Here is a 16,789-nt window from a genome sequence, read left to right as displayed (position 1 = left end):
ATGGGCCTCCGGAGTATTTCGTGCGCGTGAGTTCCGACACGACGGGTCACGGGTGGTGAGCGCCGTCCACGGGCCTCAACTGTAGCCCGTCCACTGGCTTTCCACAGGTTGGGGAAGAACCTGTGGATGAGAGCTCACATAATGACAAGACTGTAGTTACACGGCCGTTTCGGGGCGATGCCGAGAAAAGCCCGATGTGCTCCGACGGTGCCGAGGCGAGGTGCGCTCACCCTTTGTGGACGCCGTGTTCCACAGAGATGTCCACAGGTGTGGATGAGTGTGGGGGGAGGAGAGGACGAGGACTCGACCACACAGAGGCGGCACGCGTTGACGTGTGCGCTGGGCCCCACATAGTCTGGGTGTTCGTATGTGCCCGGCATTCCGGGCGCCGGCCGTCTCCTGCGGACAACAGTTCCGGTGGAGACGTCAGGACCAGCCGCCGAACGGGACCCACCCGTTCCTCCACGGAGACGAGAGACAAGTGACCACCAAGCGGACCTTCCAGCCCAACAACCGTCGTCGTTCCAAGACGCACGGCTTCCGTCTGCGCATGAGCACCCGCGCCGGCCGCGCCATCCTGGCCGCGCGCCGTCGCAAGGGTCGCAAGAGCCTGTCCGCCTGAGACCTTCGGTGTTGCCCCGCGCGCACCGCATGGTGGATCCGGCGGACTTCCGCTCCGCGATCCGCAGCGGATCGCGGGCGGGCAATGCTGTGGTCGTCGTGCACTGTCGAACCGACGAGGAGCCCCAAGAGCCCCTCGTCGGTTTCGTCGTCGCCAAGAGGGACGTGCCCAAGGCCACCGCACGCAACCGGGTGCGCCGCCAACTGCGTCACCTCATGGCATCGAGGATTCCCTCACTGCCCGTGGGGGCCCGGGTCGTCGTGCGAGTCAACGCCGGCGCAGTGGGTCGCCACAGCGCAGACCTGGGATCCGCCCTCGACAACGCATTGGGACGCGCCTGGCGCAAATGGGAAGTGGGGGGTGGCCGATGAGGATCCTGAGTCGGGTTCTTTCCCTGCCCATCCACGTCTACCGACGTTTCATCTCACCGGCCACACCGCCCTGCTGCCGCTACTCGCCGAGCTGCTCGAGCTACGCCCTCGAAGCTCTGACGGTGCACGGTCCGTTCAAGGGACTGGCCTTGGCCGCATGGAGGGTTCTGCGCTGCAACCCGTGGAGCCACGGAGGTGTCGACCGAGTTCCCGCCAAGGGCCGCTGGAAGAGTGAAGAATGGGTCCCGCCCGAGGACTGGGCCGGACACCTCGACCTCGACCCGCCTTTCCCGATGGGCCTGGAGCGCATCGAGGACTGGGACGACGGCACCACCGTTTCGCCCAGGGCCATCCGCGCACACGCGGCACACTCCCACGAGGACGGGCCCGCCCTCGTGACCACACAGACCTCCCCGGAAACGTCCGGGCTGACCGTGGACGCAGCCGGCGTCCGCCCGTCCTGAAGGAGCACCACACATGTGGGAGCAGATTCTCCACCCGTTCGCTGTCGCCATCGCCTGGGTGTGGGTGTGGATCCACAACGCCCTGGTGTTCGTGGGTCTGGGTTCAGGAGCGGGCTTCGCGTGGATCCTGTCGATCATCCTGGTGACCATCGTCGTGCGCGCGGCGATCCTGCCGCTGTTCTACAAGCAGATCAAGAGTTCGCGAGGGATGCAGGCCCTGCAGCCTGAACTCAAGAAGCTGCAGGAGAAGTACAAGGGCAAGACCGACGCCGCTTCGAAGCAGAAGATGGGCGAGGAACAGATGGCGCTGTTCAAGAAGCACGGCACCAGCCCCTTCGCCTCCTGCCTGCCGCTGCTGGTGCAGATGCCGATCCTCTTCGCCATGTACCGGGCGATTTTCGCCGCCAGTGACTTGGCAAAGGGCACTTTCACCTACCAGGGGGTGGCCGCCGATTCACTGGGCCCGATCACCCAGACCGTGGCCAAGGAGATCGTCGACTCGACCGTCTTCGGCGTGCCGACCTCGCACATGTTCTCCGACACGCCGGACATTGCCGGCAAGGCCGTGTTCATCATCATGATCGCCGCCATGGTCATCATGCAGTTCTTCAGCATGCGACTGTCAATGACGAAGAACATGCCGGCCCAGGCCGACCCGAACAACCCGATGGCCCAGTCCACGAAGATGATGATGTACGTGATGCCGGTGATGTTCATCGGCACCGGCTTCTTCTTCCAGATGGGTCTGTTGGTCTACATGGTCACCACCACCGTGTGGTCGCTGGGCCAGTCCCTGTGGACGATCATGTACATGCCGACCCCCGGCTCCGAGGCCCATTCGGAACTGGTCGCCAAGCGCCAGTCGAAGTACCAGGAGTGGGCGCGCCCCTTCTTCGCCGAATACGACCGCGCCCGCGCCGGCATCGCCCGCAGCGACTCCGAGGCCTTGGCCGACCTGGACACCCGGACCCTCACCGATGTGCGTACGCGCGCCAAGGCCCAGCGCATCAACTCGAACTTCCCGGAGACCATGTCCGAGGGCGAGATCCTGGGCGTCTACCGCAACTTGGCCGGCCAGGAGTGGGACACCCTGCCCGACGAGCAGTGGATGCGCGCCATCCACAGGGCGGCCGAGCGCACACAGGACAGGCGCGAACAATCCGCCAGCCGCGAGCAGCGCCGCAAACTCTCGCGTGAGCAGCGCAGGGTCGAGGCGGAGCGTCAGGCTGCGGCCGGTGGTGCTGGCTCGCCGCGCGAGGCCAAGGACGCGCCGGGCGAGACCTCCGGCGGGGCCGGTGACAACGGCCAGGAGTCGAGCGCCGCCGGTGCCAGTGGGCTCAGTGAGCAGGAGCAGCGCCGCGCCGCCCGCCGCGATGCCCTCAGTACCGAGTTGACCCCCGAAGAGATCGAACGTCGTCGCCAGCAGCGCAAGAAGGACATGCGCGGGCGTCGAAAGCGCAAGCGCTGATCCACGGCGAGGCTGCGCCTTCGCCCGTACTGAGGTCGCCGCGACCCGGGCGCCCTCGTCCCAGACCCAGGGGAGCACGCACCCCGCCGCCCCGTACAGGAAGTGAGAACACGATGAGCGACACCACCAAGGAGAAGTTGAGCCGCCTCGAGGAAGAGGGCGAGCTGGCCGCCGACTACCTCGAGGAACTTCTGGACATCGCCGACCTGGACGGCGACATCGAGATCGACGTGGAGAACGGTCGTGCCTCCGTGGAAATCCTTTCGGAGATCCCCGGCGCCCTGGACCACTTGGTCGGTGACGACGGAGAGGTGCTCGACGCCCTCCAGGAGCTGACCCGACTGGCCGTCCAGACCGAGACCGGTGACCGTTCCCGCCTCATGCTGGACGTCGCCGGCCACCGGGCCGGACGCAAGGCCCAGCTGCAGGCCCTGACCGAGGAGGCGATCACCCGCGTGCGCACCACCGGGCAGGATCAGCGTCTGGAGCCGATGAACCCCTTCGAACGCAAGGTCTGCCACGATGTGGTCGCAGCGGCGGGTCTGATCTCGGAGTCCGAGGGTGTGGAGCCGCATCGGCGGGTCGTCATCCTGGCCGAGGTCGAGACCGAGGATGTCGAAGTTGATGTCGATAGAGGCGAGTCGAAGGGCCACAGCGAATCGGAGGGCGAAGACCAGTGACTCCTGCCGGAACCGACGCCTCGGAGGAGGCTGCGGCCCCAGATCCTGGAGGTCGCTCCCGAACTGACGACCCGCGAGGCGCAGGCGCTGCGCCGAGCCCGGATGCGCGGGAGGTCGTGCTCGAATCGCCGACGGATGCGGTGCGTAAGCTCTTCGGTCCCTCCTTCGCCGACGTGGAAGAGTTTGCGCACATGCTGGAGGAGGAGGGCGAGCTACGCGGACTCATCGGTCCGCGCGAACTGCCGCGCCTGTGGTCGCGCCACATCGTCAACTCCGCTGCGATCCTCGACTTCCTGCCCCGCAAGGGTGTCGTCCTGGATGTGGGTTCTGGGGCTGGGCTGCCGGGCATCATCGTCGCGATCACCAGGCCGGAGTTGGACGTGCACCTGGCCGAGCCGATGCAGAGGCGCTGTGAGTGGCTCTCGGATGTGGTCGATGCCCTGGGTCTGGACAATGTGATGATCCACCATGCTCGCGCCGAGGAACTGCGCGGCAAGGGCAAGGCCAATGTGGTGACGGCTCGGGCGGTGGCGAACATGTCCAAACTGGTGCGCATCACCTCCAAACTCATCGCCCCGGGTGGCCGGATGGTCGCTCTCAAGGGGCGTCGCGCGCCGATCGAGGTCGAGGACGCCGCAGCCGAGCTCAGGCGCCACCACCTCAAGGCCACGGTCCATGAGGTTCCGTCGGTCATGGAGGACGAGGCGACCTACGTCGTCGTGTGCACTCGCGTATGAGGTGACCAGGACTTTCCCACAGGCCCGCGCTGCGGGTCGGTGGCGCTCGTGGTCGGGTTGCGCCCCGGGCGTGCCGTGGGTGATGGCCCATAGAATGACGGGCGAGGAATGGAAGAGGTGGAGTCCATGGATGAGATCTCCGGGGTGAACCCGCTTGCCGCACAGGTGGCGGAGAACATGCGGGACCGGATCATGTTGGACCGGTCGACCTTCGGTCGTCCGTCCTCTCCCCGGGTCGTGGCGGTGGCCAATCAAAAGGGTGGTGTCGGAAAGACGACGACCACCGTGAACCTTGCAGCAGCGTTGGGTGTGGGAGGCCTTCGAGTTCTGGTGGTCGATGCGGATGCCCAGGGGAACGCCTCAAGCGCCTTGGGTGTCGATCACGGAGCCGGTGTGCCCTCGACCTACGACGTCATCATCGGCGAGGCCTCATTCGCCGATGTCGTCCAGCAGTGCCCGGACCAGGAGAATGTGCTGGTGTGCCCGGCGACCATCGACCTGTCAGGCGCGGAGATCGAGCTGGTGGACCTTGACCGGCGGGAGCACCGGATCGCTGATGCCATGGAGGAGTTCCTGGAGTCCGGTCCCGAGGTGGATGTGGTCATGGTGGACTGTCCGCCGTCGCTTGGTCTGGTGACCTTGAATGTGCTGGTTGCCGCGGATGAGGTCCTCATCCCCGTTCAGACGGAGTACTACGCGCTGGAGGGCCTGAGCCAGCTGCTGTCGACGATCGAAAGGATCTCGGGCAGCCTGAATCCGCGGCTTCGGGTCTCGACGATGCTGCTGACCATGGCGGATCGGCGGACACGTTTGAGCCAGGAGGTCGAGGAAGAGGTTCGTTCGCACTTCGGCGAGATTCCGCTGCAGACTGTCATTCCGCGATCGATTCGTGTCTCGGAGGCTCCGTCCTACGGGCAGACGGTCATCACCTATGACGACAGGTGTGCTGGTGCGCTTGCGTACCGGAAGGCCGCTCTTGAGTTGAGTTGGCGCCTTCAGGCGGCCACCGGCCAGGGGTGAAGCCGACGAGGTGTGCTCGGTGGGCCATGACTGTCGCGGACGCGCCACGGGTCGGGTGAGGCGCTTTCGCTTTCTGCCGTAGTGCCGCCGCTGGATGGGAGGGGTTGCGCCTCCTGTCGATTTCTCGTGTGTCGTCGCATGCGGTGACGGTGACCACGGCGGTGACGGTGGCGAGGGCGGGGCTCTGCTGCTTCGAGTGGATCATGGCTCCCGGAGCGTGACTTCGCTTTGTCAGATGGAGCTCAAACCTCTTCTGACCTGCAAAAACGCCTGTCAAGCCGATGGGCCTGGGTGCCAATTGGCGTCTTTTGCACATCCACTCGGTGCTGCTTCGAATTGATTTGTCTGCTGTCGGGGCTCAATGCCCGACCTTTGTCGGAGTCAGTACTGAGCGTGTGTGTTGATTCGGAGTGCCCGGGTCCGCTCAGGGCGCTGTTCACCGGTCCTGGCCGTGATCGCGTTTCACGTGAAACTTCGGAGAGGGCATGTCCAACCGGCGTTGGGAGCGATGCCTCTTTGATTCGGCGTTGCCTCCGACGTGCGACACCTCGCAGATGAACTCTCCTCCAATTGGGTTGCCGGAGGAGTTGCGCTCGGCTGGTCGGCGCTTGACGGAGACAGGAGCCTCTGACGCAGCTGAGTACGAGGATTCCCAGACGTCGTGGAGAGTGCTCCGACTGCCCGAATGGCGGAAGTTCCGGGGAAGGGCATCCAAAGAAGAGCATGTCTGGACCAGTGTGCATTGGCATGTGGGCGAAGGTTGGGCGAGTGGGTGGCCGAAGACAGTGCATTCGGCAAGGTGCGGTACGCAGCCGAGAGTGACAGGTCGTGGCAGCGTTCCACGTGAAACAGTCTCACGGTGCCTCGCATGCAGCAGTTCTGTCTTCCTCGGGCAGATTGAGTCTCGAATCAGCGGTCATCGGGCACAGGCCACCTGGTACCGGCCACCTGGCGCCGGCCGATTCCTTCGAGAACTGCTCCTGGACCCTGGGAGGGACGGGCACTGGGATCATGCGGTCATGGCCTGGCCGGCGTCGAGTCATTGGAGACTTGGGAAAAGGCACTCTGCTGAAGGAGTTGAGTACTTGCCCGCCCGCCCACGAGGGAGAATTCGGGTCGCGTGAAGTCCGGCCAAACATGTGCGGAGTTCGGCTTCATGCTTGTGGATCGGAGGTTCCTGACTTTCGGCTCCGGCAATGGAGGGACTGCTCATGGTGACGAATGGGTCTCCTGTCCGGTGGAGGCTCGGTGCCCTTTGCTCTGGTGTGGCAAGGGAGCGCATCAAGTCATGTGGCGGCCTGGCCGTGGGATCACTGTGGCTGCTCTGGCGGCGATGTGTCTGCGCGCGGCGACATGTCAAGCGGAGAGAAGGACTCGGAGGCAGTCAGGGTGGCAGCGATCCTGTGGGGCTGTTTCACGTGGAACAACGACCAGAAGAGGGATTCTCGATGGGCGGATTGATTGGAGAGGCGCAGCGGGTGGACCGTCTGCAGGGTTTGCGCAAGTACAGGCCGTGTTTCACGTGGAACATCTCAACCCTGGTGGACCGGGTGCAGTCGTGCTCTGAATCAAACAGTCATCCCAATGCGCGAAAGCGCGCGCCGCCGTGGAGCCACCTGCCTGGCGACAACGGGTGCGTCAGTGTCGTGGAGGCGGGGTGTGCCGCCGAATTGCCACATTCTCTGCGGCGAAGAGTGGTCGTAGCAGCGAAGGGCGACCCACTGTTGAGCCGTTCCGAATTGGAGATGGAGGCGCATTGTGGTCGAGTTGTCAGCTGATGGGGTGGAATCGAGGACTCCGGCGGCCGGCAGAGGATGTTTCACGTGGAACATGTCGGATGGGGTCAAGCTAGGTCGATTGGGCGGCACCATCAGCGAGTGGTTGGAGAGGCACAGGGCCAGGAGCACGGCAATGGAGACTCCTGCGGTGATGCAGAGGCGAGACCTGAGGATGTCGACGGTCCGGATCTGGAGCCACCAATGGAAGGGCTGAAGGTGCTGCGGCGGCTCGACGGGGCGTGGACTGTGTATGACGGATGTACTGAATGCCAGATCAAGCGGTGGACATTGGTGGACATTGTGGCCATTGGCCAGCCCCAGAGCATGCAGCGGACTTAGATGTGAACGGTGTTGGGCTCGACAGCCAGTCAGCAAGGTTTCCCTTCGGTGATGCCAATGCATCGGCTGTGTGAATCGTCGGCACCAGGAGGTCATGGGCGAGGGGCTGGGTTTGGAGCGATGAGAGGCGCGGTGACCAATCGGGTTTGAGCGGGGATGCTGGTGAGCAGGGCATTGCTTGAATCCGGTCCGAAGGGCCACGGGCGGCGAGGAGCCATGATCCTGAGAGAGAGTGCTGGAAGCTGCATGCCAACGTGGGTCCGTATTTTTCGAAGCGAATGTGGGACTCCGTGGCGCAGTGGGACCCTGCCATTTGTCTACTGGGGCTCGGCCTGAGATCTGATGGGCCCACTGACCGTGGAGGCCGAGAACGGGTGAGCACAAGAAGATGAATGTGGGAGTGCGACGCTTGCTGGATCGCCTGTTTCACGTGAAACACGTACACATGCGATCGGAGGAGCGTGCCCAAGGTGCCGTTCCACGGAGATGGTCAGGCTTCACTTCGGACATGATCCTCCTGATCACGGGCCAGGTGGCCGAGGATGGCACTGCGATGTGGCGTGTGACGAAGAAGGACCGTACGCGACAGGTCGGATTTGTCGAGCATGAGTGTTCCATCGGGTCGTTTGGGAAATGGGCCCAGAGATCGAGCCGGCGGTGATCGGGATCGGCTGTTCGCAGAGTTGGTACCTTTTCAAAAGCGAGGCAGTGTTGGCTGGTGTCGAGCTGACAGCGCCGGGCCCCTATGTCGGAACGCAGGCGGCGAAGGCGCATGACTTTGAGACCTCCACATGAGTCGAGAGCGCTTGCCCGTCGGACGGGAGGAGGTCGCCTCTGTTTCACGTGAAACGCAGGATGGGAACTTCTCGTCATCGCGCATTGGAAGCGAAGCCAGACCGAGTGCGTTCACGCTGACACCCAGTGCAGAACGCGGTGTCAATGGCTTGGGAATCACTGGCGTGCCGGTCGTCGTCGACGATCGAGCATTCTGTCCGTGCTGCGCGTTGGCCATGTCGACATGGCCAGATGGGCGAAGAGGGAGAGCAGATGGTCGACAGACCGCGTGATTGGGTTCGAGGCATGCCATGCCAGCTGCCAGTCATGGGGCCACCTACACCTTCGAGAGGAGTGGGGTTGACGTTGAGAGTCTTCGGAGTCCTGGCCGACGTATCGAGATTGGAGGCGAAATGGGGTGTGGGCGCTTGGACGCCACGAAATGAGGCGGCCGAGGAGAGCGGTTTGCGCGCGAGGCTGAACACCAGGCGCAAAGCGGATCAGCCGACTGTGGGCCGCCGACTGTGCGGCAAAGGGTGCTTGAAGCACCGCTGCGGATTCACGGAAGCGTCCGTTCTGAGACTGGTAGTGGAGCACTCCCAGAGTCCATTTGTCCGAGAGGTGGGTGGCTGCGGTTGGCGGAAGCATTTCGGAGTGTTTCACGTGAAACAGATCGACAAGCATCACGAACGCCCGCTACCCGGGAGACCTGATGCGCACGCGGCTTCGTGGACCGGGGGTCGACGCTGCCTTGCCGTCCTTGGTCATGGACGCGCACTGCCGGCCGGATGTCGGAGGCAGTATGTACATGCCCAACAGTAGAAGTGCCCCTGTTTCACGTGAAACGTGAGGATGGCCCCAAAGGTCAAATCAAGTTGCCGGATGTCGATACCTGGCGAAAACCGGTGTGCCCTTTCCCCTGGAGCGGGTGCAGTCCTCATCGATCGTGCGATAGACCTCATCGTGCCGACCCAATGCCTAGGGTCAAAAAGCATCAACCTTTGCTCGATGCCGCCCCTGTCCGATCGACGTACGTCTTCTACGTGGATCCACGAAGGACGGGTACACCGTGGCGGGAGCGCTCAGGCGGTCGCCCCGGCGGATCCGACCATGGCTCGGCCCATCGTCCTGACCGGCCCAGGGCGAACGGTGGCGTGAAACTTGAGCGCCATAGGCGCCCGTCGCCTCTGTAGTTGCTGACGCCAAGGCTTCACCTTTGTCCACCGTGCGTTACCCGCAGCCGGAGTTCAGACGAGGCGACATCCTGGTGGCGCACCCGGCGTTGGCGAGGCGAGAGCCTGGTCCTGCGCGGAGAGTTCCAGCGCCCTCGCGACCGGGTCGCCGGTTCCGCTGCTGACGTCATTGCGAGATGTGTGGCCTCGCCAGAGCGGTGCAGCGGATCGGGTGCCGAAGGCAATGACGCTCGATCGGCCGCTCACAGCCCACGAATGGAGAAGGCTCCACCATTGTCCGGGCAGACCTCGGGCCCGCTTTCGTGGTCGGTTGAGAGGGCCAGGCACGAGCAGCCTCCGGGAGACAGGGCATCGGGCGATTGGTCACGCGGGCACTGCCAAAGGCAATCCGAGAGTCGGCTCGCATGGCGAGCTGCGGCAAGAGAGCTTGCATCCCTCAACACCGGGCAAGAGAGAGTCAGGTGGCCGAAGGCCGCAAGATGCTGTTTCACGTGAAACAGCGTCAGATGACTCGCCCCGGGGCGCAGATCGAAGAAGGATACTGAGTGAGGATCGGATGATGCGACTGGGGCTCGAACCGAGGAAGACGATGGACGCGGGCACCGATGCACGGTTTCACGTGAAACGGTGATCGCTCTGCTTTGACCTCACACACCTGTGCGACACTGTGGGCTTGGGCGTGGAGCCCCACGTGAATCTGCACGCGTGCAGGTGAGCAGCGCGGCTTGGACCAAAGAGTCTTCTGAAGGGAGCAGAAGGCACGGGCGGATCGGCACTCATGGCGCGGTTCCGGGATTGCGCATTGACTGTGAATGTCGGGCCAACGTAGTGGACGTGAAGGGACTGTGGCCGCATCCGAGGAGCCGAAGAGACATCGTCTTCGAGTTGCCGGCACTGGTCGACAGTCTTCGTTCATGAGATGCGTGCGAGAGCAATCGAGCGGCGATCGACAATTCCTTGTGGGCTTGTGGGCTTGTGGGCTTGTGGGCTTGTGGGCTTGTGGGCTTGTGGGCTTGTGGGCTTGTGGACTGAAGCGATTGACCTGCGACTCCACCGCCGGTCTGCAACCATGCAGAGGCGAGTAGGTCGAAGACACGCAAGCTCAGATGCTGTGTTCCACGTGAAACATGTGAAGCCCTTGCCCGGAACCTTCGGACAGAGGAGTCGATCTGGGATCGCATCCCTCGCTCGGTGAAGAGACAGAGACAGGGATTGCGGGGCCGTCACTGCGCAGGGTGGAGTCCTTCCGTCCCCGAGGTCGGCTCTCGATGCCGAATGAACCCTGCTGCAAAGTCACTTCGGTTCCTGAGGTGCATAGCAGGCAAGCCGCTCCGATGCGGCAGTACGTGGGTGCAGTTGCATCCCCTGGCCCAACCCGGCCCGGTACACACGCCGGCTGACGTGGTGCGCAGTGGGGAAATGAGCTACCCACTCACGGTCCATGCTGTGTCGCCATCGGGCGTCGTATCTACCGTGCTGTTGAGTTCGGAAGGCCCCTCTCCCACACGACGGCCCTGGACTTCCTCTTCACAGACCTTGCGGCAATCAGTTCGCCGCGTCAATGACAATGGCTCCGATGGGCGCGAGTGCTTGCGGCACGCCACGCTCAGCCGACCTGACGGTTGGCACACGGTCGGAATACCGACGCCTCCAGGCAACCCGGCTTCCCTGGAAGCCGGGCGTATATTGAAGGCAAACAGGTCTCGGCGATGGCCTGCCCACGCGCAGGGGTGAGTGCGGTGCGCACTGGGCTTCGCTGGTCCGCGCGGATGGCCTCCCCACGTACAGAGATGGGCGTCCTCGGACGGGAAGCCGATGTTGGCCATGACCATGGCTTCCCTACGTGCAGGGATGGTTGGCGTGGGTGCCTGCTGTACACAGGGCTGTGATTGATGCCTTTCCTGTGCGAGTGGATGGGAACCTGCCGTGAAAGGCCGATGGAATGAATCCGTGGCTTCCCTGTGAGCAAGGATGGGTGTTTCACGTGAAACAGTGATGTGCAGTCCTGGTCCGTGGCGCAGCTCTGTGACTCCCCTTGCTGTCGATACCGTGCGCTCTGCGGCTCAGTCAACGGTCCACCCTTGGAGGCCAGACCTCACGACTGGACCGCCCAAGGCATGGCGCACCTGACAGATGCGCCGATCGCGGCTTCTCGATCAAGAGCATCGGTGGCGCCTGCGTCGACCGCTGTTTCACGTGAAACACCGGCTCTCAATCGACACAGCTCTGCGCAAGGCCACACCCCGGGCCAGCTCCGACCTGCTGGCGGGTGCCCCTCTCCTCTTCCGCAGAGAAGTCCTTCACCTTCAAGGAATCGACAGTGGTGAAGCGCATCGTGAACCACGGAGGCGATGACATCTGGTCCCGACAGGCCGCTCCCGCAACATCGTCACCACACATCTCTTCGGAACGACCAAGGGTGGGCACCCATGTGTTCACAATCCCCTCACAGGACGCGGCGGCATCACCAGCGAGAGGCTCCGGCAAGAAATCGACTCCACGGCACCATCCCCGCACGTATTCGTCGCACTGTCTGTCGTCGATTCGAATTTCCGCCCTGTCGCGCTTGGAGGATGGTGTTCCACGTGAAACAATCGAGTCACTGTTCAACGACGCCAGGGAGCCGACAATGGCAAAGAAGGACGAGACCGCGAAGACCGCACGTGGTGCCGGACACGAGCGCAGTGAAGCGCCGAAGAAGCGTACGGGACTGGGTCGAGGACTCGGAGCGTTGATTCCCTCGGTGTCGGCCGAGGAGGTTGCGGGCTCTGCCCGCCCCATCGACGTCTTCTTCCCCGAAGGCGCCCAAGGGTCAACCGTTCGGCGAGGCGGATCCGCCAGGGATCTGCTGGATCCCAAGAGTGTCGCCCCGCGCAAACGTTCATCTGCGTCTCGCGGCTCGTCGCGGACACGGCAGCCAATGCCTCCGGTGAATCTACGTTCTTCCACCAAGGCGGCGATGGAGGACGCCGAAGCGTCTGAGCACATCGATGCCGTCGAAGCAACTGTTGTTGAGCACAATGAAATGAATGCAATTGATGTCGACAGTTTAGAACTGGCATCAAGGGTTGCGCCACCCGAAGAACCGCGCTCCCCGTCCCACGAAGAGGCAGCAGACCTTCCCGATGTCAAGGGCGCCGCATTCGCGGAGATCCCACTTGATCTGATCGTGCCCAACTCCCGCCAGCCACGAGAGGTCTTCGACGAAGACGACCTGGCCGAGCTCTCCGCCTCAATCAAGGAAGTCGGCGTCCTGCAGCCCATCGTCGTCCGCCCCATCTCCGTCTCCGAAGCCCCGTCCGAGCTGCTTCTGAAGTATCTCGAAGACAAGCCCGAGGCTCGCTTCGAGCTCATCATGGGCGAACGACGCCTGCGCGCCAGCGAGTTGGCCGGGCTGACATCAATTCCAGCGATCATCCGCGACACCGAAGACGGCGACCTTCTGCGCGACGCCCTGCTGGAGAACCTGCACCGTGCACAGCTCAATCCCCTTGAAGAAGCCTCCGCATACCAACAGCTCATGGCCGACTTCGGTGCCACGCAGGAAGAGCTCGCCCGTCGGATCGCTCGTTCACGACCCCAGATCGCCAACACCCTGCGACTGCTGCGCCTGCCCCCTGCTGTTCAGAAGAAGGTGGCCGCACAGGTGATCTCCGCAGGTCACGCACGTGCGCTGCTCTCCTTGTCGACTCCCGAGGAGATGGAGATCCTGGCCGACCGCATCGTTGCCGAGGGTCTGTCCGTGCGCACCACCGAGGAACTGGTACGCCTGGGACGGGTCAAGAGCCAGGCGCAGACTCAACGACGACTGCCCAGGCCGGTCTCCAGCCTGGGACGGAACGTCGTCAGCGCGCTGCAGGATGCCTATGACACACGCGTGACGATCACGGAAGGCCGTACCAAGGGGCGGATCGTGATCGAATTCGCAGGTCCCGAGGATCTTCAGCGCATCGCAACCCTCATCCTGCCCCAGGACTGAAGTCTCCGGCGGTACACAGTGCCGACCAGCGGGTCAGCACTGTCTCTCACAGGTCAGACTCTCCTCAAGTGGTTGCGTGCAACCGATCACAGGTGGCCCGTCAAGGGCCGCGGATGTCGCACAATTGAGACATTCGCAGCACACGTAGCACGAACGGGGGAACGAGGATGCGCGGCGCCGCACACATTCGAACGGTCATGTTCGACATCGGCGGCGTATTGGTGAACTCTCGACCTGACCCCACGCGAATTGCCAGCATCCTGGGCCTGGACCCCCGATCGCGTACCTGCGTTGACCTGCTCGACCACTCCCTGTGGGCCCACCGCGAGGACTACGACCGAGGCATGTCGGACCGCGCCTTCTGGGACCGCGTCGCCGGCGACTGCGGCCTGGGAGAAATCACGGACGACGTCCTGGAGGCCCTCGTCGAAGAAGACGTGCACAGGATGGACCAGCCCGACCCAGCCGCCTTGGCCCTGGTCGACGAACTTCGAGCCGGCGGCACCGAATTGGCGATCCTGTCCAACGCCCCCACCTGCATCGCCACCAAGGTCCAGTCGACCCCGTGGGCGAGCTCCCGCTTCGGCGCCATGTTCTTCTCCGCTCCCCTGGGGGTCTGCAAACCCCAACGGAGCATGTACAGCCACGCCCTGAAGCAGCTCGACGTGCCGGCCACACAAGTGGCCTTCGTCGACGACCGCAAGGAGAACCTGCGGGCGGCTGAACTGCTCGGAATCACCCCGATCCTCTGGGACGACGCTCGCAATGTGCGCGACACCTTCATCGCCGAAGGGTTGCTGCTGGCCACCGCCTGAGCTCCCACCACTCGGCGCGCAGCCCCGCCCTCGGCAGAGCAGGACTCAGCCGCGGGCCGCCGCGAACTCGACCAGGCGGCCGCAGATCTGCGCAAAGGAGCCCGCTGCTTCGGCCGCCTGTGGGAAGAGCGACGTGTCCGTCATCCCCGGCGCCACATTGGTGTCGATCACCCAGCAGGTGCCGTCCTCGTCCAGGACGAAATCGATCCGCGAGAGGTCGCGCAATCCGAGGACCGTGTGTGCCTGGACCGCGGCTGCCGAAACCTCCTCGGCGAGTTCGGGCGACAGGCGCGCCGGCACGAAGTACTCGGTCGAATCCGTCGTGTAGCGGGCCTCGTAGTTGTACCGGCCGTCGTCGGTGACAATCTCCACCACGGGCAGCGCCACAGGCCCCTCCTCCAGGTCCACCACGGAAACAGCCAAGTCACGGCCGTTGACGTAGCCCTCGACCATGACGTGCTCGCCGTAGGCGAAGGCGTCGACCATCGCGGAGCGCACGCTCTCGGTGTTGTCCGCGCGCGAGATTCCCAGAGCCGAACCGCCATCCGTCGGCTTGATGACCACCGGGTAAGAAATGCCCTTCTCGAGGGAAGTCAGAACCGCATCCGCCCCGAGCTGGCGGAACAGTGCCTGCGGCAGGGTCACCCATCCGGGCGTGTCCATGCCCGCCGCCCCCAGCAGCGCCTTGGCCGTCGGCTTGTTCGACGCGAGTTTGGCCTGGGTCGACGAGGACCCGACGAAGGGCACTCCCACCGCTTCGAGCATGGCCTGCAGCGACCCGTCCTCGCCCAAGGAGCCGTGAACCAGCGGCCACACGACATCGGGCGCGAAGGCCTCGATGGTCGACATGAGCCGACGGTCCAGGTCGGCAATGCGGACCTCGTGCCCCAGGTGGGCAAGGACATTGGCGACCCTGCGTCCCGAACGCACGGAGACGTCACGCTCATGAGTGAGACCGCCAGCAATGATGAGGACCTTCAGAGCCATGTGGGACGCACCTTTCGTGTGGAGGATCATCTGGGGTCGAATGCCCGGTCGGGGCAGGGCCGGAACAGGACGAGAACGGGGGTCGGGAACAAGGACGAGGTCGGCAGTGGCCCGTGGGTGCCTGGGTGATGCCGTCCCACGGGCCACCCTGGTCACAGGGTGTCGGGTGCCGGGACCGTCGAGGGCCCCGGAAGGTGCTCCGGGTCGCCGGCGCCTGCAGGAATGGAACCCGTGCCGAACATCTCGACGAGCTCCTTCTCCGCATTGACGACACCCGACAGACGCCGCACGCCCTCGCGAATGTCCTCCGGCGTCGGGTAGCAGAAGGACAAACGCATGTGGTTGGCGCCGCGGCCGTCGTAGTAGAAAGCCGTGCCCGAGACGTAGGCGACCAAAGCGCGCACGGCGCGCGGAAGCATGGCCTTGGCGTCCAGACCCTCGGGCAGGGTGACCCATGTGTAGAAGCCGCCCTCGGGCTTGGTCCACGTGCAGTCCGGCATGAACTCTTCCAAGGCGGACAGCATCGCGTCACGCCGTTGCCTGTACATGGAGCGGAAGGACTTGGCCTGCCCGTACCAGTCGTAGTCCGCCAAGTACTGGGACAAAAACATCTGGCCGAACATCGTCGGCGACAAGATCGCGGCCTCGGAGGCCAGGATGAGCTTGTCGCGGATGGCGTGCGGGGCAAGCGCCCACCCGATGCGCATGCCGGGCGCGAACATCTTCGACACCGACCCCAAGTACACCACCGTCTCAGGGGCGTAGGAGTACAGGGCCGGCAGCGGGTCACGGTCAAAGCCGAGCAGGCCGTAAGGGTTGTCCTCGAGGATCAGGACGTGTTCGCGTTCGCAGATCGCCGCGATGACGGGTCGGCGTTCTTCGGAAAGGGTCACTCCGGCCGGGTTCTGGAAGTTCGGGATCGTGTAAAGGAACTTGATGCGCCGTCCCTGCTTCTTCAAGCGCCCAATCGTCTCCTCAAGGGCCGAGGGGATCAGCCCGTCCTCGTCCATGTCCACGTGGACGACATCGGCCTGGCGGGCCCGGAAGCATCCCAAGGCCCCCACGTACGAGGGCGACTCGGCCAGGACCACGTCCCCGGTGTCGATGAAGAGTTCGGCCATGAGGTCCAGCGCCTGCTGCGAGCCCGTGGTGACGACGACCAAGTCCGGGTCGGCCCCGACAATGTGGTCGTAGGTCATGATTTCGCAGATCTGCTCGCGCAGGGGCTCCCACCCCTGCCCCGACCCGTATTGCAGAGCCTGTGCGCCATGGTTGAGGATCAACGACTTGGCGGATTCCGCCAAGCGTTCCAAGGGAAGGTCCTTGAGGTTCGGCATTCCGCCGGCCAGCGAAACCACCTCGGGGCGCGACACGACGGAGAAGAGAGCTCGGATCTCGGAAGCTCGAAGGTTGTGAGCTCGTTCGGCGTAGGCGTCGAACCACGGATCCAGTCTCGTTCCATGCATGTCACCCTGTCGGTGCGTCGAATCGCTCACGGCACCTTCCCATCTGCTGTCGCGCCGGACCTTCCGGCACGTGTTCCAAGTGTGCCACCCCTCACG

At 64.0% G+C, this 16,789-nt stretch carries 11 protein-coding genes; 9 read left to right on the top strand and 2 right to left on the bottom strand.

Annotated features, from left to right (window positions below):
- Window positions 1-481: 481 nt before the first annotated feature.
- The 9 genes from rpmH (at window position 482) to I6B53_RS10945 (ending at window position 14,240) form a co-directional block, all read left to right on the top strand.
- Complete coding sequence (gene rpmH / locus I6B53_RS10985; RefSeq protein WP_216764247.1) at window positions 482-622, top strand: 50S ribosomal protein L34; 141 nt, start codon at window positions 482-484, stop codon at window positions 620-622.
- Between the two features lie 8 nt (window positions 623-630).
- Window positions 631-993 (top strand): ribonuclease P protein component, encoded by a 363-nt coding sequence (gene rnpA, locus I6B53_RS10980; RefSeq protein ID WP_216764246.1) that lies wholly within the window; start codon window positions 631-633, stop codon window positions 991-993.
- Window positions 990-1,457 (top strand): membrane protein insertion efficiency factor YidD, encoded by a 468-nt coding sequence (yidD, locus tag I6B53_RS10975; protein ID WP_216764245.1) that lies wholly within the window; start codon window positions 990-992, stop codon window positions 1,455-1,457. Before rnpA ends, yidD begins: the two co-directional genes overlap by 4 nt.
- A gap of 13 nt (window positions 1,458-1,470) precedes the next feature.
- Window positions 1,471-2,925 (top strand): membrane protein insertase YidC, encoded by a 1,455-nt coding sequence (gene yidC, locus I6B53_RS10970; RefSeq protein ID WP_216764244.1) that lies wholly within the window; start codon window positions 1,471-1,473, stop codon window positions 2,923-2,925.
- 113 nt (window positions 2,926-3,038) lie between these two features.
- Window positions 3,039-3,605 (top strand): R3H domain-containing nucleic acid-binding protein, encoded by a 567-nt coding sequence (locus I6B53_RS10965; RefSeq protein WP_216764243.1) that lies wholly within the window; start codon window positions 3,039-3,041, stop codon window positions 3,603-3,605.
- Between the two features lie 116 nt (window positions 3,606-3,721).
- A complete protein-coding gene (gene rsmG, locus I6B53_RS10960) occupies window positions 3,722-4,342 on the top strand; it encodes a 16S rRNA (guanine(527)-N(7))-methyltransferase RsmG (protein WP_253954042.1) in 621 nt (206 codons plus the stop codon).
- Between the two features lie 126 nt (window positions 4,343-4,468).
- A complete protein-coding gene (locus I6B53_RS10955; protein ID WP_216764242.1) occupies window positions 4,469-5,362 on the top strand; it encodes a ParA family protein in 894 nt (297 codons plus the stop codon).
- Window positions 5,363-12,075: 6,713 nt separating this feature from the next.
- On the top strand, window positions 12,076-13,425 hold the full coding sequence (locus I6B53_RS10950; RefSeq protein WP_216764241.1) for a ParB/RepB/Spo0J family partition protein: 1,350 nt from the start codon (window positions 12,076-12,078) through the stop codon (window positions 13,423-13,425).
- 167 nt (window positions 13,426-13,592) lie between these two features.
- The gene (locus I6B53_RS10945; protein ID WP_216764240.1) at window positions 13,593-14,240 is read left to right on the top strand and encodes an HAD family phosphatase; all 648 of its coding nucleotides are present in this window, start codon (window positions 13,593-13,595) and stop codon (window positions 14,238-14,240) included.
- A 45-nt stretch (window positions 14,241-14,285) separates the two neighbouring features.
- Here the strand turns inward: I6B53_RS10945 and I6B53_RS10940 are convergent, their stop codons facing one another.
- Window positions 14,286-15,227: a D-alanine--D-alanine ligase gene (locus I6B53_RS10940; RefSeq protein WP_216764239.1), complete on the bottom strand. Its 942-nt coding sequence runs from the start codon at window positions 15,225-15,227 to the stop codon at window positions 14,286-14,288.
- Between the two features lie 152 nt (window positions 15,228-15,379).
- Window positions 15,380-16,693 (bottom strand): PLP-dependent aminotransferase family protein, encoded by a 1,314-nt coding sequence (locus I6B53_RS10935; protein ID WP_216764238.1) that lies wholly within the window; start codon window positions 16,691-16,693, stop codon window positions 15,380-15,382.
- Window positions 16,694-16,789 lie beyond the last annotated feature (96 nt).

It is taken from the genome of Schaalia sp. 19OD2882, assembly GCF_018986735.1.
Classification (GTDB): domain Bacteria; phylum Actinomycetota; class Actinomycetes; order Actinomycetales; family Actinomycetaceae; genus Pauljensenia.
This window is presented reverse-complemented; position numbering and strand designations above follow the sequence as displayed.

Coding starts and splice junctions, on each gene's coding strand:
- I6B53_RS10955 (WP_216764242.1), top strand. CDS start 4,469: ATGGATGAGATCTCCGGGGTGAACCCGCTTGCCGCACAGGTGGCGGAG.
- I6B53_RS10940 (WP_216764239.1), bottom strand. CDS start 15,227: ATGGCTCTGAAGGTCCTCATCATTGCTGGCGGTCTCACTCATGAGCGT.
- I6B53_RS10935 (WP_216764238.1), bottom strand. CDS start 16,693: ATGCATGGAACGAGACTGGATCCGTGGTTCGACGCCTACGCCGAACGA.
- I6B53_RS10965 (WP_216764243.1), top strand. CDS start 3,039: ATGAGCGACACCACCAAGGAGAAGTTGAGCCGCCTCGAGGAAGAGGGC.
- I6B53_RS10950 (WP_216764241.1), top strand. CDS start 12,076: ATGGCAAAGAAGGACGAGACCGCGAAGACCGCACGTGGTGCCGGACAC.
- yidD (WP_216764245.1), top strand. CDS start 990: ATGAGGATCCTGAGTCGGGTTCTTTCCCTGCCCATCCACGTCTACCGA.
- I6B53_RS10945 (WP_216764240.1), top strand. CDS start 13,593: ATGCGCGGCGCCGCACACATTCGAACGGTCATGTTCGACATCGGCGGC.
- yidC (WP_216764244.1), top strand. CDS start 1,471: ATGTGGGAGCAGATTCTCCACCCGTTCGCTGTCGCCATCGCCTGGGTG.